Origin of the sequence: Enterobacter sp. 22466 (assembly GCF_052044775.1) — a bacterium.
GTDB classification, from domain to species: domain Bacteria; phylum Pseudomonadota; class Gammaproteobacteria; order Enterobacterales; family Enterobacteriaceae; genus Enterobacter; species Enterobacter dissolvens.
Genome location: NZ_JBQENX010000002.1, coordinates 391194 through 407887 on the forward strand (window position 1 = coordinate 391194; position 16694 = coordinate 407887).

The window sequence follows — 16694 nt, forward strand, 5'->3', positions numbered from 1 at the left end:
AGGGCTGTGCCAATAAAATGTCATAACCGCGTACTGCTGCTGTTGGCCTGTGTGGCCATGGCGGCGGTCGCGCTACCGTTTGTCAATGTGGCGCCTAACCGCCTGATGTCGGGGGAAGGGCGCGCACTCTGGCAGGTCTGGCCGTTTACGCCGCTGCTGCTGGTTGTAGCGCTGGGTGCACTGGTTGTGCTCTCGCTCAGCCGTGGGCGGGTTGCACAATGGCTGACGCTACTCCTCAGTGAAGGCCTCTTCATCACCTTGTTCTGGAGTGCCGGGCTTGCCGCCACGCACATGACCTCGGCGGAAAGTCCACTGGCGCGAACCACCGTGGGCAGTGGACTGTGGCTGTGGCTGGCGCTGTGTCTGCTGGCCTGCAGCGATGCGATCCGCCGCCTGATCCCGTCGTCTGCCTGGCGCTGGGTGCTCAATGCCCAGATCTGGTGTGTTCCGTTGCTGCTGCTGTTCAGCGGTGAGCTGAATAATCTCTCGCTGTTAAAAGAGTACGCCAACCGTCAGGAGGTGTTTGATGATGCACTGGCGCAACACCTGACGATCCTCTTCGGCACGCTGTTCCCGGCGTTACTGCTGGGGGTACCGCTGGGCATGTGGTGTTATCGTCATCCTTCCCGCCAGGGCGGGGTTTTTGCCGTGCTCAACGTGATCCAGACCATTCCTTCCGTGGCTCTGTTTGGCCTGCTGATTGCGCCGCTTGCGGGACTGGTGAAGTCATTTCCGGCCTTAGCCGCACTCGGTATCGCCGGAACCGGATTAACCCCCGCGCTGATTGCCCTGGTGCTGTACGCGCTGCTGCCGCTGGTCCGCGGCGTGGTGGCGGGCTTAAGCCAGGTCGCGCCGGATGTGCTGGAGAGCGCCCATGCAATGGGGATGAGCCGGCGCCAGTGCTTCTGGCAGATCCAGCTCCCGCTGGCCTTGCCCCTGCTGCTGCGTAGCCTGCGGGTGGTGGCGGTCCAGACCGTCGGGATGGCGGTGATCGCCGCGCTGATTGGCGCTGGTGGCTTTGGTGCGCTGGTGTTCCAGGGGCTGCTGAGTAGCGCGCTGGATCTGGTGTTACTGGGCGTGGTGCCCACGATTGCACTGGCGGTCGTCATCGATGCGCTGTTTGCCTTATGGCTCGCGTTGCTCGGGAGAAGAGCCAATGATTGAATTTCACGATGTCAGTAAAATGTTTGCCGGTCGTCCGGCGGCAAGCCACCTGAACCTGAATTTTGCCGAGGGGGCGTTTTCGGTACTGATTGGCACCTCGGGTTCGGGGAAATCCACCACCCTGAAGATGATCAACCGCCTGGTGGAGCACGACAGCGGTGTAATACGTTTTGCCGGGGAAGAGATCCGCAGCCTGCCGGTGCTGGAGTTGCGTCGTCGCATGGGCTACGCCATCCAGTCCATCGGCCTGTTTCCCCACTGGTCGGTCGCGCAGAACATTGCCACCGTGCTGCAGCTGGAAAAATGGTCGCGGGCAAAGACTGACGCACGAGTGGACGAGCTTATGTCGCTGCTGGGGTTAGAGCCCGGGCTGCGTGACCGCTACCCGCATCAGCTTTCGGGCGGGCAACAGCAGCGTGTGGGGGTGGCGCGCGCGCTGGCGGCCAATCCGCAGGTGCTGCTGATGGATGAGCCTTTTGGCGCGCTGGATCCGGTCACACGCGGGGCGCTGCAGACCGAGATGACCCGCATTCACCGGATCCTTGGCCGGACGATCGTCCTCGTGACGCACGATATTGATGAGGCGCTGAGGCTGGCCGACCATCTGGTATTGATGGATCACGGCGAAGTGATCCAGCAGGGCACGCCGCTTGACCTGTTGACCCATCCGAAGAACGATTTTGTGCGCGAGTTTTTTGGCCGCAGCGAACTGGGCGTCAGACTGCTCTCCCTGCGAACCGTCAGCGATTATATGCGTCGACAGGATGTGGCGATAAGCGGTGAACCGTTACAGGAACAAATGAGCCTGCGGGACGCGCTATCCGCCTTTGTGGCGCGCCAGTGCGAGGTCTTGCCGGTTACGGATGCCGCAGGCGCACCGTGCGGCACCCTGCATTTTCGCGATCTGCTGGCCGGGGAGGTGACGCGTGAAGGTCATGCGTGATCCGCTCCTCTGGCTGACAGGGCTTTTTGTTGCCTTGCTGTTTCTGATGCCGCACAGCGCGGCGCTGTTCAGCTCACTCTTTCCCGGCCTGCCGCGACCGGTCTATCAGCAGGAGAGTTTTGTCAATCTTGCCCTTGCGCACCTGTGGCTGGTGGCGCTCTCCAGCGCGATTGCCGTGGTGCTGGGCGTGGGCGCCGGGATTGCGGTAACACGGCCCTGGGGGAGAGAGTTTCGCCCGCTGGTGGAGACAATTGCGGCTATCGGGCAGACATTTCCGCCGGTGGCGGTCCTGGCGATTGCGGTGCCGGTGATCGGGTTTGGTCAGCAACCGGCCATCATTGCGCTGATTCTTTACGGCGTGCTGCCTGTTCTTCAGGGGACGCTGGCGGGCATTGCGTCGGTACCGGCATCGGTACTGAGCGTGGCCGAAGGGATGGGCATGAGCAGCGGTCAGCGACTGTGCAAGGTTGAACTGCCGCTTGCGGCACCGGTGATTATCGCGGGGATCCGTACGTCGGTGATTATTAACATCGGCACGGCGACCATCGCGTCTACGGTGGGGGCCAATACGCTGGGAACGCCGATCATCATCGGCTTAAGCGGGTTTAATACGGCCTATATAATCCAGGGGGCGGTACTGGTCGCGCTGGCGGCCATCGTCGTCGATCGCCTGTTTGAGCGGCTGGCTCAATTCCTCAGCCGACACCGCCACGAACAATAAATGAGTACCCGGCCAGCATCACGCCGCCGATACCGCTGACGGCCATCAGTACAAAAAGGGTAATTACGGCCAGTTTGGTTGCCTTCATCATCTGCTCCTGTTGTTAACGGAACAATTATACGGTGAAGCGCAGCTGTTAATGAACCATTAAATGCCGTTACGGCTCGTCGGGACTGAGGGCGTAAACCGGATAACCGTGTTCCCGCCATTCCGTCAGCAACTGTTGCTGCGAGGCGGAGGGCACTTCGCCGCACCAGACCAGCAGGGTCTGGCCGTCGAAAAATTCGGGCCGCAGCTGGGCAAGCGAATGCGCCAGAACATCCACACGCCAGCCCTGTTGGGTGGCGATCCAGGCTTCCAGCCACAGCCGCGTGGTGTCGTGCACGTTCCAGCCGACAACCAGCGCGTCTTTTCCGCCTTTGTTTCTCGCCGAGGCAAGACAAACGGCGATGTAGTTGATAAGAACGCCGTCGAGCATACTCAGCAGCGCCTGCAGGGTGGAGTGCTGACATTGCAGCCGTCGACGAAGCGGGATGAAAAGATGGCTGATTAGCGTTTGCGCCGGATAATCGCGGCCTTGCTCTTTTATCCACGCGCGCAGGCGCTGGAGGTTACCCGCCTGCAGGAGCCGCAGCAGGGTTTCCTGTTGTTCGCGCCAGAGGTGTTGTGTGTCGGGATCGTCATGGCTGAGCAGCGACTTAACCTTGCCCACCTGTACACCGTTGTCGATCCAGCTTTTGATCTCGCGGATCCGGTCGATATCGGCATCGTTGAAAAGACGGTGACCACCGTCCGTTCGCTGCGGTTTGAGTAAACCATACCGTCTCTGCCATGCCCGTAGCGTGACGGGATTGATGTCACAAAGGAGTGCCACTTCACCGATCGTGTAAAGCGCCATAATCGCCCCCTGGCTAACGCGTCCCCAGCTTAACTGTAGACCCAGTTTGTCGAACCAGGAAGAATTGCTCTTTTTTTGTACAAATAATGCGAAGCATGCGTTATGTTCGGCAAAAGATGTGATGGCGGACACGATTTACCGCTTTTTTGGACTGCTTCAAAGAAACTTCGGCGCCTTCAGTGTATGTTACGCGTTTTCAGAAGGTGCGGTTCCTGAGTATGTACGAGTTTAATCTGGTGCTGCTGTTGCTTCAGCAGATGTGCGTGTTTCTTGTCATCGCCTGGTTGATGAGTAAAACGCGTCTGTTCATCCCGCTGATGCAAGTGACCGTCCGTCTGCCGCACAAACTCCTCTGCTATGTAACCTTCTCCATTTTCTGCATTATGGGGACCTACTTTGGCCTCCATATTGAAGACTCGATCGCCAACACCCGCGCGATTGGCGCGGTGATGGGGGGGCTGCTCGGTGGCCCCGTGGTCGGCGGACTCGTCGGGCTGACCGGTGGCCTGCACCGTTATTCCATGGGCGGCATGACGGCGCTCAGTTGCATGATCTCCACCATCGTGGAGGGGTTGCTCGGTGGCCTGGTGCACAGCTACATGATTAAACGTGGCCGCCCGGATAAAGTCTTCAGCCCGCTTACTGCGGGCGCGATCACCTTTGTGGCCGAAATGGCGCAGATGGCGATCATCCTCCTTATCGCCCGACCGTTTGAGGACGCACTGCATCTGGTGAACAGTATTGCTGCCCCGATGATGGTCACCAACACCGTGGGCGCGGCGCTGTTTATGCGCATTCTGCTCGACAAACGCGCCATGTTTGAGAAATACACCTCGGCGTTCTCTGCGACAGCACTGAAGGTCGCCGCCTCAACTGAAGGGATCCTGCGCCAGGGCTTTAACGAAGAAAACAGCATGAAGGTGGCGCAGGTGCTCTATCAGGAGCTGGACATCGGTGCCGTTGCGATTACCGATCGTGAAAAGCTGCTGGCCTTTACCGGTACCGGCGACGATCACCACCTTCCCGGCAGACCGATTTCGTCCGCGTATACGCTTCGTGCAATAGAGACCGGTGAGGTAGTCTATGCCGACGGAAACGAGGTGCCCTACCGCTGTTCGCTGCACCCGCAGTGTAAGCTTGGCTCTACGCTGGTCATCCCGCTGCGGGGTGAAAACCAGCGAGTGATGGGGACCATTAAGCTCTATGAAGCCAGGAACCGCTTGTTCAGTTCAATCAACCGGACGCTGGGGGAGGGGATTGCGCAGCTGCTCTCCGCGCAAATCCTGGCGGGGCAATATGAACGGCAAAAAGCCCTGTTAACGCAGTCGGAAATTAAGCTCCTGCACGCTCAGGTGAACCCGCATTTCCTGTTTAATGCCCTCAACACCCTGAAAGCGGTGATCCGCCGCGACAGCGATCAGGCCGCGCAGCTGGTGCAGTTCCTGTCGACGTTTTTCCGCAAGAACCTGAAACGGCCGTCTGAAATTGTCACCCTGGCTGATGAGATTGAACATGTAAACGCCTATTTGCAGATTGAGCAGGCGCGCTTCCAGTCACGTCTGCAGGTGTCGCTATCCGTGCCGGATGAACTGGCGTATCAGCATCTTCCGGCCTTTACCCTGCAGCCGATTGTGGAAAATGCCATTAAGCACGGGACATCGCAGCTTCTGGGGAATGGGGAGATCACCATTTCTGCCAGCCGGTTTAATCATCATCTGGTGCTGAATATTGAAGACAATGCCGGGCTTTACGTCGCGTCCGCGTCAGGCGGGCTGGGGATGAGCCTGGTGGATAAACGCCTGCGCGCTCACTTTGGTGATGGATGTGGCATTACCGTGGCCTGTGAGCCGGACCGATTTACCCGTATTACGTTACGATTGCCGCTGGAGGAGACCGCATGTTAAGAGTGCTGATAGTTGATGATGAACCGTTGGCACGGGAAAACCTGCGCGTGCTGTTGCAGGAGCAGAGTGACATTGAGATTGTGGGAGAGTGCGCCAACGCCATTGAGGCCATTGGCGCGGTGCATAAACTGCGCCCGGACGTGCTGTTCCTCGACATCCAGATGCCCCGTATCAGCGGGCTGGAGATGGTCGGCATGCTTGATCCGGAGCATCGCCCGTATATCGTGTTTCTGACGGCGTTTGACGAATATGCCGTGAAAGCCTTTGAAGAACACGCGTTCGATTACCTGCTGAAGCCGATTGAAGAGAAGCGGCTCGAAAAGACCCTGACGCGTTTACGCCAGGAGCGTACGGTACAGGACGTCACGCTGCTGCCGGAAAACCAGCAGCCGCTGAAGTTTATCCCGTGTACCGGGCATAGCCGGATTTACCTGCTGCAGATGGATGATGTGGCTTTCGTCAGCAGTCGCCTGAGCGGGGTGTTTGTCACCAGCGCCGAGGGCAATGAAGGTTTTACCGAGCTGACGCTGCGCACCCTGGAGAGCCGCACGCCGCTTGTCCGCTGCCATCGGCAGTATCTGGTTAACATGGCGCATCTGAAAGAAATCCGTCTGGAAGATAACGGCCAGGCCGAGCTGGTGCTGCGGGCCGGTCAAACGGTGCCCGTCAGTCGCCGTTACCTGAAAAGTTTGAAAGAGGCGATTGGCCTGTAAAACTGGTACACTGCGCGCCATTGCATCATCGACAGTTAAAGGCACTCATGCTTAGTAATGATATTCTTCGTAGCCTGCGCTACACCCTGAAAGCAAACAACAACGACATGGTGCGCATTCTTGCGCTGTCTGCCATGGAATCCACCTCTGCCGGTTTCGACACCTGGATGACCAAAGAAGACGAAGAGGGGTTTGTTCGCTGCCCGGACATTATCCTGTCTGGCTTCCTGAACGGCCTGATCTACGATAAGCGTGGCAAAGATGATTCTGCACCTGAACTGGCGCTGGAGCGTCGGGTGGACAACAACACGGTGCTGAAAAAGTTGCGTATCGCGTTCTCGCTGAAAACGGACGATATTGTGGCGATCATGACCGAGCAAAAATACCGCGTATCCGTGCCGGAAGTGACCGCCATGATGCGTGCGCCGGGCCATAAAAATTACCGCGAATGCGGCGACCAGTTTATGCGTAATTTCCTGCGCGGGTTGACCCACCGGGTGCATAACACGAAGGCGTGATTGCGGAATGGGGGCGGCCTGATGCCCTCATCCCGGCCCTCTCCCTGTGGGAGAGGGAGAACAAAAAAGCCGGAGATAATCTCCGGCTTTTTTGTTATTTCACCTGCTGACCCGGCTTCGCGCCTTCGTCAGGGCTTAACAGGAAGATATCTTTCCCGCCAGGGCCTGCGGCCATCACCATCCCCTCAGAGATGCCGAAGCGCATTTTACGCGGTGCCAGGTTCGCGACCATGACGGTCTGACGGCCAATCAGTACCTGCGGATCAGGATAGGCAGAACGGATGCCGGAGAAGACGTTACGCTTCTCACCGCCCAGATCCAGCGTCAGGCGCAGCAGCTTGTCAGAGCCTTCCACGAATTCTGCGTTCTCAATCAGCGCCACACGCAAGTCGATTTTGGCAAAATCATCAAAGGTGATGGTCTCCTGAATCGGATCGTCAGCCAGCGGGCCGGTCACCGGTGCTGCGGCCGCTTTCACCTCTTCTTTCGAGGCTTCCACCAGGGCTTCAACCTGTTTCATCTCAATGCGGTTGTAGAGTGCCTTAAAGGTGTTGACCTTGTGGCCGAGCAGTGGCTGCTGAATGGCATCCCAGCTCAGTTCGGTATTGAGGAACGCTTCTGCACGGGCTGCCAGTTGCGGCAGAACTGGTTTCAGATACGTCATCAGCACGCGGAACAGGTTAATGCCCATGGAGCAGATCGCCTGCAGATCGGCATCGCGGCCTTCCTGCTTCGCGACCACCCACGGCGCCTGCTCGTCCACATAACGGTTAGCCAGGTCTGCCAGCGCCATGATTTCACGCACCGCTTTACCGAACTCGCGGGTTTCCCACGCGTCGCCAATGGTAGCCGCCGCATCGGTGAAGGTTTTGTACAGCGCAGGGTCAGCCAGTTCGGCCGCCATCACGCCGTCAAAACGCTTGGCGATAAAGCCCGCGTTACGGGAGGCCAGGTTAACCACCTTGTTAACAATGTCCGCGTTCACGCGCTGCACGAAATCTTCCAGGTTCAGGTCGATGTCGTCGATGCGGGAAGAGAGCTTCGCCGTGTAGTAGTAACGCAGGCTGTCCGCGTCGAAGTGGTTCAGCCAGGTGCTGGCTTTAATGAACGTACCGCGAGATTTGGACATCTTCGCGCCGTTCACCGTCACGTAGCCGTGAACAAACAGGTTGGTCGGCTTGCGGAAGTTGCTGCCTTCCAGCATTGCTGGCCAGAACAGGCTGTGGAAATAGACGATGTCTTTACCGATGAAGTGATACAGCTCGGCGGTGGAATCTTTTTTCCAGTACTCGTCGAAGCTGACGGTGTCGCCACGCTTGTCACACAGGTTCTTGAAGGAGCCCATGTAGCCGATTGGCGCGTCCAGCCAGACGTAGAAATATTTGCCCGGTGCATTCGGGATTTCGAAACCGAAGTAGGGCGCATCACGGGAGATGTCCCACTGCTGCAGGCCGGATTCGAACCACTCCTGCATTTTGTTCGCCACCTGCTCCTGCAGCGCGCCGCTGCGGGTCCACGCCTGCAGCATCTCGCTAAAGGAGGGCAGATCGAAGAAGAAGTGCTCGGAATCACGCATCACAGGCGTGGCGCCGGAGACCACGGATTTCGGGTCGATCAGCTCAGTCGGGCTGTAGGTTGCGCCGCACACTTCGCAGTTATCGCCGTACTGATCCGGTGATTTACATTTCGGGCAGGTGCCTTTGACGAAACGGTCCGGCAGGAACATGCCTTTTTCCGGATCGTACAGCTGAGAGATAGTGCGGTTTTTAATAAAACCATTCTCTTTCAGACGGGTGTAGATGAGCTCAGACAGCTCGCGGTTCTCTTCGCTGTGCGTGGAGTGGTAGTTGTCATAGCTGATGTCAAAGCCAGCAAAATCGGTCTGATGCTCCTGACTCATTTCGGCAATCATCTGCTCAGGGGAAACACCCAGCTGCTGGGCTTTCAGCATGATCGGCGTGCCGTGGGCATCGTCCGCGCAGATGAAGTTAACCTCGTGGCCGCGCATTCGCTGGTAACGGACCCAGACATCAGCCTGGATATGCTCCAGCATGTGGCCGAGGTGGATTGAGCCGTTGGCGTACGGCAGTGCGCACGTTACCAGAATTTTCTTCGCGACTTGAGTCATAGTAGGCATTACTTCTTTTAACTGTGAAAAGGGTTTTTGATATTACCAAAAGGGGCATTATTAAGTAAGCACAAACCGCGGCCTTTCAGGTAAACTTGTTCATCTAAGGTCTTATTCACAAGAACAAAGGAGTCGGGATGAGTTCTCAATCCCAGGCCAAATCACCGGAAGCCTTACGAGCAATGGTCGCCGGGACGCTGGCTAACTTTCAGCATCCAACCCTGAAGCACAATCTCACTACGCTGAAAGCGTTGCACCATGTCGCATGGCTGGACGAGACACTGCACATTGAGCTGCAGATGCCCTTCGTCTGGACCAGCGCCTTTGATGCGCTGAAAGAGCAAACCAGCTCTGAGCTGTTGCGCATTACCGGTGCGAAAGCGATTGACTGGAAACTGACCCACAGCATCGCCACCCTCAAGCGGGTGAAGAACCAGCCAGGCGTGAATGGTGTGAAAAACATCATCGCCGTCAGCTCTGGTAAGGGCGGGGTGGGGAAATCCTCTACTGCTGTCAACCTGGCGCTCGCGCTGGCGGCCGAAGGGGCGAAGGTGGGTATTCTGGATGCGGATATTTACGGGCCGTCAATTCCAAATATGCTGGGTGCAGAAAACCAGCGTCCAACCTCGCCGGATGGAACCCACATGGCACCTATCATGGCGCACGGTCTGGCGACCAACTCCATCGGTTATCTGGTGACTGATGACAATGCGATGGTCTGGCGTGGCCCGATGGCCAGCAAAGCGCTGATGCAGATGCTGCAGGAAACCCTGTGGCCGGATCTGGATTACCTGGTGCTGGATATGCCGCCGGGTACCGGTGATATCCAGCTGACGCTGGCGCAGAACATTCCCGTGACGGGGGCCGTTGTGGTAACCACCCCGCAGGATATCGCGCTGATCGACGCCAAAAAAGGCATCGTGATGTTCGAGAAAGTCGAGGTGCCCGTACTCGGTATCGTCGAGAACATGAGTATGCACATTTGCAGCAACTGTGGTCATCACGAGCCTATCTTCGGCACCGGTGGCGCAGAAAAACTGGCGGCGCAGTATCACACCCAACTGCTGGGACAGATGCCGCTGCATATCACGCTGCGTGAAGATCTGGATAGCGGGAAACCGACGGTGGTCAACCGTCCGGACAGCGAGTTTGCTGAGATGTATCGTCAGCTGGCGGGACGCGTTGCGGCGCAGCTCTACTGGCAGGGTGAAGTTATTCCTGGCGAAATCGCCTTCCGCGCGGTGTAAATTTCCAGCGCCGGATTGCCGGGTGGCGGCTTCGCCTTACCCGGCCTACGAAATACGGTTTTGTAGGTCAGGTAAGCGAAGCGCCACCTGACTTTACCCAAGCCGATAATGCATCAGATAGTACTCTCCGTCCGGAGAATCTCCCGTTGCCTCAATGTGCCAGCCATGACGCTGATAAAACGCGATAGCCCGTTCGTTTCTCACCAGGCACTTTAGCGCCCCGGTACTGGTAAACGTTTTTTGCACCTGTTCCAGCAGCAAATGGCCTACGCCCAGGCTCTGATACTGCGGGTCAACGAACAGATTGTGCAGAAAATTATCATTCGTCCAGACTGACGCAAAGCCCACACGATGACCGTTCTGCACGGCGACCCAAATCACTTCGTCGCGGGTGGCCTCGTCAAAGTCTTCGAGCTGCCATTCGGCACCGTTTAGCCACGGCCACGCCTCGCGGCGGGCATGCAGGTAAAGCGTGCGCAGGAAAGGGCGATCGCTCTCCTGCCACGGTCGGATTTGAACGGTATTAGCGATGATAGAAGATATCTCCGTTATACGCTTTGTAGATTTTGCCATCAGCATCACCGATCAGGACGTAATTCTCACCCATATAGGTCCAGTGTGTGCCCGCATCCGGTGCCGGAAGGTTACGCAGTTGATACTGTTTGATGGTGTATTCAGGGGTTTGATATTGCGCCGGAGCCGTGTCACCAATTTTGAACTTCGTGAAATCAGCGATGAACTCTTGTTCTTCATAAGCTTTGATGCCGCCAGATGCTGACGCCGTTTGCGGGGCCGCATAAGCCGCGCTCGCAAGAGACATTACTACACCCAGAAGCAGCCATGTACGCTTAGCCATTTTTTCTCCAGTTATACCGTTACTGATACTCTCAGTCTGCTGTTGTGATGACGGTGTGGCAGACAGCCTATTTTAAGTATCCCAGCAGAGTCTGTTCGAAAAAAAATGTAACAAAAGTGGACGGTTTTGTGTAGATCAAACGTTTAATACTATTTTGTTTATGAATGATATTTTCTAAGACTAATTCAGTGCAGAAATGTTTTTTTTAATTAATTCTGAAAATATAAATTTGCTCTACATTTGTGACCTGAAATGCATGCATTTTATTTAAAGACGTTTTAAACTTAAAAAAGTGGAGCGGTTTAATTCTCAATTCTATGTGGTTCCGGTCCTTCAGTTAATTCTGCACATCGTTCAATGATGTGGGATTTTTACTTAATTGCTTGAAAAACAGCATATTGTAAAACCAGGCGATTCTTCCGGAATGGCCTGTTATGCGTTTTTTGCGCTCATGATTGATAAATTAATTTTAATGAAAAACACAACCACACTCTCTGTAATATTCTTAGCGATAAGTCTGTTGACTGGCTGCGTATTTTCTCCTGGGCAAACATTACGCTCATCGGGGAAAAACATCATCACGACGGGTGATGAAAATAATAATATAGATAAGCGCGTGGATCTTTATCCTCTTACCCCTTCCCTGATTGAGAAATTGCGTCCTGCCGCCGCGAAATCTCAGCCAAATCCTAATCTGGATGAGCAGGTCAGACACTGGGAGTACCGTATTGGCGCAGGTGATATTTTGACCGTTACCGTCTGGGATCACCCTGAACTGACAACACCGGCCGGGCAGTATCGTAGTGCCAGCGACACCGGCAACTGGGTGAATGCCGACGGGACGCTCTTTTATCCCTATGTCGGAAAACTCCCCGTGGCGGGAAAAACGGTCTCTGAAGTCAGGGAGGAGATCGCCAAACGGCTGGATAGCGTGATCGAAAGCCCGCAGGTGGATGTCAGCGTGGCCGCTTTCCGCTCGCAAAAAGCCTATGTCACTGGCGAAGTCGCCAAATCTGGCCAGCAGGCGATCACCAATATTCCCCTGACGGTTATGGATGCCGTCAACGCGGCGGGTGGGCTTTCTGCCGACGCGGACTGGCGCAATGTGGTTCTCACTCACGAGGGCAAAGATTCGCGCCTCTCTCTCTACGCGCTGATGCAGCACGGCGACCTGACGCAAAATAAACTGCTCTACCCGGGCGATATTCTTTTTGTACCTCGCAATGACGCCCTGAAAGTCTTTGTGATGGGGGAAGTGATCAAGCAGAGCACGCTGAAGATGGACAGGAGCGGGATGACCCTTGCCGAAGCGCTGAGCAATGCGGGCGGGCTGAATCAGGACATGGCCGATGCGACGGGCATTTTTGTCATTCGCTCCATTGCCAAGGGCAACAATGCGGGAAAAATCGCCAACGTTTATCAGCTTAACGCGCAAGATGCCTCCGCGATGGTGCTGGGCACCGAATTCCAGCTTGAGCCCTACGACATTGTGTATGTCACCACGGCGCCGCTGTCGCGCTGGAACCGCGTCATTACCCAGCTCGTGCCCACCATCACCGGTGTTCATGACCTGACCGAAACGGTCCGTTACATCAGATCGTGGCCGCAGTAATGTTCGATTCCATTTTAGTGGTCTGCACCGGCAATATCTGTCGCTCGCCGATTGGCGAGCGGCTGTTGCGCCAGTTGCTTCCGGGGAAACGGATAACCTCGGCAGGCATATTTGGGCTGGAGGGAAGCCCGGCGGATATCATCGCTCAGGATGTGGCCAGTCGACATGGGATCTCACTTGATGGACATCGCGCGCGCAAACTGACTCCGCAACTCATGCGGGAATCGGAACTTATTCTGGTGATGGAACCTGCCCATCTTCGCTTTATCTCTGCCATGGCCCCGGAAATTCGCGGCAAATCGCTGCTCTTTGGGCAATGGCTGGAGCCGCAGGACATCCCCGATCCCTATCGTAAAAGTCGTGAAGCGTTCGACTATGTTTTCGGGCTGCTGGGCAAAGCCAGCCAGGAATGGGCTCATCGTTTGAGTCAACAAGGAATGAAGCGTTAATGTCGTCTTACACATCAGAAAGTTACGGTGCGGCCGCACCGGAAAATCATGAAATTGATCTCATTCGTCTCCTTGGCGAGATGATCGATCACCGTGCAGTCATATTATCAATTACGTTCATTTTCACTCTGCTGGCGGGGCTGTATGCCTTTCTGGCCACGCCCGTTTATCGCGCAGATGCTTTAATTCAGGTGGAGGGAAAGCAGGATAATAGCCTGCTCAAAAATTTAAAACAGTTTGGCAGTGAGATGTCTCCCGATGTGCAACCCGAAATTCTCCTGCTTAAATCGCGCATGATCCTGGGCGCTACCGTTGATGAATTAGGATTAGCGCAGCATGTGACGCAGCGTACTTTCCCGGTTGTGGGGGGGCTTTGGGCACGGTTGCAGGGCCGCAAACCGGAGACGATCGACTTTGGCTGGCTGCAACTGCCACCTGTCAAAGACAAACCACGCACGCTTGTGCTCACTGTGCTGGAAAAAGGCGCATACCGGCTGGAAGGCGACAATTTTTATGCTGAGGGCATGGAGGGAAAACCTTTTGAAAAGGAGGGCGTTTCCCTGCTGGTGTCGAAACTGAATGCCCCAACGGGTACGCAATTCACGCTACAAACCCGTCCCCGCCTGGAGGCAATTAATCTGCTGAGTACCCAATTTAGCGTCGTTGAATCGGCAAAGCAGAGCGGGGTGCTAACGCTCACGTTGACCGGCACCGATCCTGACCGTATTGCCCTGGTGCTCAACCGGATTGCCAACAATTATCTGCAGCAAAATATCGCCCGCCAGGAAGCGCAGGATGCCCGCAGTCTTGCGTTTTTGCAGCAGCAGTTGCCCAAAATCAGAAGCGAGCTGGATCTGGCCGAAGAGCGGCTGAATCAGTACCGCAAACAGCGTGACTCGGTCGATCTCTCTCTGGAAGCGAAATCGGTTCTCGAGCAGATTGTGAATATTGAAAACCAGCTCAACGAGCTGACGTTTCGTGAGGCAGAGATTTCTCAGCTTTTCAAGAAAGATCACCCGAACTACCGCGCCCTGCGTGAAAAACGCCAGACGCTGGAGCAGGAGAGGATCCGTCTGAATCAGCGTGTCGCAGCTATGCCGTCGACGCAACAGGACATTTTGCGTCTCAGCCGGGACGTGGAGTCAGGCCGTACTATCTATCTGCAACTGCTTACCCGTCAGCAAGAGCTGAACATTTCCCGTTCCAGCGCCATCGGTAACGTGCGAATTATCGACAGCGCGGTAACCCAGCCCGATCCCATTAAACCGCGAAAGGCGCTGGTCATCGTGTTTGGCATCCTGCTGGGGTTGATATTATCAGTAGGCCTGGTGCTGGTCCGCATGGCGCTCAGACGCGGCATCAACACCGCCGATCAACTGGAAGGGCTGGGCGTCCAGGTGATGGCCACCTTGCCGCGTTCTGCGTGGCTGTGGAAAAAAACTAACCTGCGCAGAAAACGCGCGTTTGGTACGCGCTGGAAACACCGGATCACCGACGTGCCTTTTCTGCCGGTTGATCGGCCAGCGGATATTTTTGTCGAGGCCGTGCGCGGACTGCGTACCAGTCTCCATTTCACGTTGCAGGATGCCGCTAACCGGATCGTCATGATTTCTGGCCCGACGCAGGACTGCGGAAAAACGCTTGTCAGCACGTCGCTGGCGGCGATTGAGGCGCAGGCCGGGCTGAGTGTGCTATTCATTGATGCGGATATGCGCGAGGGCTATGTCCATAACGTATTCGGTTTAACTAACCATACCGGACTGTCCGGCGTGCTTGACGGAAAATGTGAATGTCAGGAGGCGATACAACGCTATGAAAAAGGCAACATTGATGTGCTGACCTGCGGTCCGGTTCCGTTACGCCCCTCTGAACTGCTGATGAGCGAACGCTTCAGGGCGGTAATGACCTGGGCAAATGAGCAGTACGATCTTGTGATCCTGGATACTCCGCCGGTACTGGCCGTTACCGATGCCTCCGTGGCTGCCCCGGTGGCCGCCACCTCACTGCTGGTGGCCCGCTTTGCGAAAACCAGCCTGAAAGAGATGGAAAACAGCATCAAGCGTCTGCAGCAAACGGGGGCCTATATCAACGGCACCGTGCTGAACGACGTGGTGAAGTCCGCAGCGCTCTATTACCGCGCAGGCTATGGCCATTACGAGTATGGCCAAAGCCCGACACGGCAACCGCGCAAGGATTAATGTTTTACCAGGGTGGCGAAGTAATACACCAGCGGGATGGCGAGGATCCAAAGTCCAACAGGGATGTCTCGCCATTTTCCTGCAATCGCTTTGATCACGATGTAAAACAGCAACCCTCCCGCAATCCCTGTCCCGAAGCTGTTGGCGATGAGCGTAATCATCACCATCATCAGCACCGGCAGTCCGTCAGTGAAGTTCGCCAGATCCACCTTGCGCAGGCCGCTGAACATATTAAGACCGATCAGGATCAGGGCAGGGGCTGTGGCTTCTTTTGGGATCATCAGCGCAACGGGGGTAAACAGCAGCATCAGCAGGAACATAACCGCTGCTGCCAGTGCCGTCATGCCGGTTTTACCGCCCGCTTCTGCGGCCGCCGAGGATTCAATCAGCGCCGTGGCGGCAGGAATACCTACCCACGGTCCAATGGCGGCGGCAATCGAGTCCACCATAAACGGACGATTGATATTGGCCATATTGCCCTCTTCATCCAGCAGTCCGGCTTCGCCCCCCACCGCCAGCGTGGTGCCCATGGTGGAGAAAAATTCCGACGCGAAAAAGACAAACAGGAACGGCAGGAAGGCAATATTCAGCGCACCCACCATGTCGATATGGCCCAGCACCGGTGTCAGTGAGTGAGGCATATCGATAAAGCTGGCGGGAAGCCGGGTCACCCCCATCGGGATACCCACAAGGGTGGCAAATAAAATGGCCCACAAAATGGCGCCCGGTATGCGACGCGCCTGCAGGGCAATGGCGAGGAACAGGCCAGTGAGGGCCACCAGCGCACCGGGTGAGAGAAAATCACCCAGCATCAGCGCGTTTGTTTTCGCGTTGGCCAGCACCAGCCCTGCATTGCGAAAACCCAGTACCGCGACAAAAAGACCGATAGAGGCCGTCAGCCCCAGCTTGATGGACTGCGGTACGGAGCGGGTCACCACTTCACGCAGGCCAAAACGGGTGAGCAGGAAGAACAAAATTCCTGACCAGCAGGCAATGCCCAGACCAATTTGCCAGCCGATGCCTTCACTGCCTGCCAGCGTTACCCCGACCAGCACCGAGCCACCAATGCCGGGCCCGACAATAAACGGCAGGTTGGCGTAAAACGCCATCAGCAGCGTACCGGCCACAAACACCAGAATAGTGCCGGTGGTCGCCGCGCCTTTGTCCATCCCGCCCACGGCGAGAAGCCCCGGGATGACCACCAGCAAATAGGCGGCGGCGAGAAAACCGGTGAGACCGGCCAGACACTCTGTGCGCACGGTACTGCCGCGCGTATGCAGTGCAAAACGACGTTCAAGCCAGCTCCCTGGTGCTGGCGAATTAACGGTGTTGTCGGCCATTAT

At 56.3% G+C, this 16694-nt stretch carries 16 protein-coding genes; 10 read left to right on the top strand and 6 right to left on the bottom strand.

Translation table 11 applies throughout. The annotated features are described in order from the left end of the window. The first annotated feature begins 6 nt into the window (after positions 1-6). Genes ACTJJI_RS08470 through ACTJJI_RS08480 form a run of 3 tightly spaced genes read left to right on the top strand, consistent with a single transcriptional unit; the run spans position 7 to position 2828 of the window. Positions 7-1164: an ABC transporter permease gene (locus ACTJJI_RS08470; RefSeq protein WP_063426666.1), complete on the top strand. Its 1158-nt coding sequence runs from the start codon at positions 7-9 to the stop codon at positions 1162-1164. Then, on the top strand, positions 1157-2107 hold the full coding sequence (locus tag ACTJJI_RS08475) for an ABC transporter ATP-binding protein (protein WP_153907694.1): 951 nt from the start codon (positions 1157-1159) through the stop codon (positions 2105-2107). The genes ACTJJI_RS08470 and ACTJJI_RS08475 overlap by 8 nt, the downstream gene beginning before the upstream one ends. Then, on the top strand, positions 2091-2828 hold the full coding sequence (locus tag ACTJJI_RS08480) for an ABC transporter permease (protein ID WP_014832668.1): 738 nt from the start codon (positions 2091-2093) through the stop codon (positions 2826-2828). The genes ACTJJI_RS08475 and ACTJJI_RS08480 overlap by 17 nt, the downstream gene beginning before the upstream one ends. Here the strand turns inward: ACTJJI_RS08480 and ACTJJI_RS08485 are convergent. Then, positions 2803-2916 carry a protein YohO gene (locus tag ACTJJI_RS08485; protein ID WP_010433613.1) on the bottom strand — a complete coding sequence of 38 codons (114 nt, stop codon included), beginning with the start codon at positions 2914-2916 and terminating at the stop codon, positions 2803-2805. The two genes, ACTJJI_RS08480 and ACTJJI_RS08485, sit on opposite strands and share 26 nt — an antisense overlap. 69 nt (positions 2917-2985) lie before the next feature. Further along, positions 2986-3726 carry an HTH-type transcriptional regulator MlrA gene (mlrA, locus tag ACTJJI_RS08490; RefSeq protein WP_050861298.1) on the bottom strand — a complete coding sequence of 247 codons (741 nt, stop codon included), beginning with the start codon at positions 3724-3726 and terminating at the stop codon, positions 2986-2988. 218 nt (positions 3727-3944) lie between these two features. On the opposite strand from mlrA, the gene ACTJJI_RS08495 reads away from it, so the two are divergent. From ACTJJI_RS08495 to ACTJJI_RS08505, 3 genes are read left to right on the top strand one after another with little or no spacing between them, the layout of a single operon-like run. Further along, entirely contained in the window at positions 3945-5630 is a 1686-nt protein-coding gene (locus ACTJJI_RS08495; protein WP_182381273.1) for a sensor histidine kinase, read from the top strand. Then, complete coding sequence (btsR, locus tag ACTJJI_RS08500; protein WP_014832665.1) at positions 5624-6343, top strand: two-component system response regulator BtsR; 720 nt, start codon at positions 5624-5626, stop codon at positions 6341-6343. Before ACTJJI_RS08495 ends, btsR begins: the two co-directional genes overlap by 7 nt. Positions 6344-6390: 47 nt before the next feature. Continuing rightward, entirely contained in the window at positions 6391-6861 is a 471-nt protein-coding gene (locus ACTJJI_RS08505) for a DUF1456 family protein (protein ID WP_014832664.1), read from the top strand. A gap of 94 nt (positions 6862-6955) precedes the next feature. On the opposite strand, the gene metG is transcribed toward ACTJJI_RS08505, so the two are convergent. Continuing rightward, on the bottom strand, positions 6956-8989 hold the full coding sequence (metG, locus tag ACTJJI_RS08510; RefSeq protein ID WP_014832663.1) for a methionine--tRNA ligase: 2034 nt from the start codon (positions 8987-8989) through the stop codon (positions 6956-6958). A 137-nt stretch (positions 8990-9126) separates the two neighbouring features. Here metG and apbC point away from each other — a divergent pair, with 137 nt between their 5' ends. Beyond that, on the top strand, positions 9127-10236 hold the full coding sequence (gene apbC, locus ACTJJI_RS08515) for an iron-sulfur cluster carrier protein ApbC (protein ID WP_014832662.1): 1110 nt from the start codon (positions 9127-9129) through the stop codon (positions 10234-10236). A 93-nt stretch (positions 10237-10329) separates the two neighbouring features. On the opposite strand, the gene ACTJJI_RS08520 is transcribed toward apbC, so the two are convergent. Together ACTJJI_RS08520 and ACTJJI_RS08525 are read right to left on the bottom strand one after the other, a co-directional pair. Continuing rightward, positions 10330-10809, bottom strand: a complete 480-nt coding sequence (locus ACTJJI_RS08520; protein WP_046888441.1) for a GNAT family N-acetyltransferase — start codon at positions 10807-10809, stop codon at positions 10330-10332. Beyond that, on the bottom strand, positions 10760-11092 hold the full coding sequence (locus tag ACTJJI_RS08525) for an RcnB family protein (RefSeq protein ID WP_014832660.1): 333 nt from the start codon (positions 11090-11092) through the stop codon (positions 10760-10762). The genes ACTJJI_RS08520 and ACTJJI_RS08525 overlap by 50 nt, the downstream gene beginning before the upstream one ends. 472 nt (positions 11093-11564) lie before the next feature. Here ACTJJI_RS08525 and ACTJJI_RS08530 point away from each other — a divergent pair, with 472 nt between their 5' ends. Genes ACTJJI_RS08530 through etk form a run of 3 tightly spaced genes read left to right on the top strand, consistent with a single transcriptional unit; the run spans position 11565 to position 15351 of the window. Beyond that, positions 11565-12704 (top strand): polysaccharide export protein, encoded by a 1140-nt coding sequence (locus ACTJJI_RS08530; RefSeq protein ID WP_014832659.1) that lies wholly within the window; start codon positions 11565-11567, stop codon positions 12702-12704. Then, a complete protein-coding gene (locus ACTJJI_RS08535) occupies positions 12704-13153 on the top strand; it encodes an arsenate reductase/protein-tyrosine-phosphatase family protein (protein ID WP_014832658.1) in 450 nt (149 codons plus the stop codon). The genes ACTJJI_RS08530 and ACTJJI_RS08535 overlap by 1 nt, the downstream gene beginning before the upstream one ends. Next, positions 13153-15351, top strand: a complete 2199-nt coding sequence (gene etk / locus ACTJJI_RS08540; protein WP_440653605.1) for a tyrosine-protein kinase — start codon at positions 13153-13155, stop codon at positions 15349-15351. Before ACTJJI_RS08535 ends, etk begins: the two co-directional genes overlap by 1 nt. On the opposite strand, the gene ACTJJI_RS08545 is transcribed toward etk, so the two are convergent. After that, a complete protein-coding gene (locus ACTJJI_RS08545; RefSeq protein WP_014832656.1) occupies positions 15348-16691 on the bottom strand; it encodes an NCS2 family permease in 1344 nt (447 codons plus the stop codon). The two genes, etk and ACTJJI_RS08545, sit on opposite strands and share 4 nt — an antisense overlap. Positions 16692-16694 lie beyond the last annotated feature (3 nt).

Excerpts from the sequence above, each read along its gene's own strand:
- ACTJJI_RS08545 (WP_014832656.1), bottom strand. The coding sequence starts at position 16,691 with ATGGCCGACAACACCGTTAATTCGCCAGCACCAGGGAGCTGGCTTGAA.
- mlrA (WP_050861298.1), bottom strand. The coding sequence starts at position 3,726 with ATGGCGCTTTACACGATCGGTGAAGTGGCACTCCTTTGTGACATCAAT.
- ACTJJI_RS08495 (WP_182381273.1), top strand. The coding sequence starts at position 3,945 with ATGTACGAGTTTAATCTGGTGCTGCTGTTGCTTCAGCAGATGTGCGTG.
- apbC (WP_014832662.1), top strand. The coding sequence starts at position 9,127 with ATGAGTTCTCAATCCCAGGCCAAATCACCGGAAGCCTTACGAGCAATG.
- metG (WP_014832663.1), bottom strand. The coding sequence starts at position 8,989 with ATGACTCAAGTCGCGAAGAAAATTCTGGTAACGTGCGCACTGCCGTAC.
- ACTJJI_RS08485 (WP_010433613.1), bottom strand. The coding sequence starts at position 2,916 with ATGAAGGCAACCAAACTGGCCGTAATTACCCTTTTTGTACTGATGGCC.
- ACTJJI_RS08475 (WP_153907694.1), top strand. The coding sequence starts at position 1,157 with ATGATTGAATTTCACGATGTCAGTAAAATGTTTGCCGGTCGTCCGGCG.
- ACTJJI_RS08535 (WP_014832658.1), top strand. The coding sequence starts at position 12,704 with ATGTTCGATTCCATTTTAGTGGTCTGCACCGGCAATATCTGTCGCTCG.
- btsR (WP_014832665.1), top strand. The coding sequence starts at position 5,624 with ATGTTAAGAGTGCTGATAGTTGATGATGAACCGTTGGCACGGGAAAAC.
- ACTJJI_RS08520 (WP_046888441.1), bottom strand. The coding sequence starts at position 10,809 with ATGGCAAAATCTACAAAGCGTATAACGGAGATATCTTCTATCATCGCT.
- etk (WP_440653605.1), top strand. The coding sequence starts at position 13,153 with ATGTCGTCTTACACATCAGAAAGTTACGGTGCGGCCGCACCGGAAAAT.
- ACTJJI_RS08530 (WP_014832659.1), top strand. The coding sequence starts at position 11,565 with ATGAAAAACACAACCACACTCTCTGTAATATTCTTAGCGATAAGTCTG.
- ACTJJI_RS08525 (WP_014832660.1), bottom strand. The coding sequence starts at position 11,092 with ATGGCTAAGCGTACATGGCTGCTTCTGGGTGTAGTAATGTCTCTTGCG.
- ACTJJI_RS08505 (WP_014832664.1), top strand. The coding sequence starts at position 6,391 with ATGCTTAGTAATGATATTCTTCGTAGCCTGCGCTACACCCTGAAAGCA.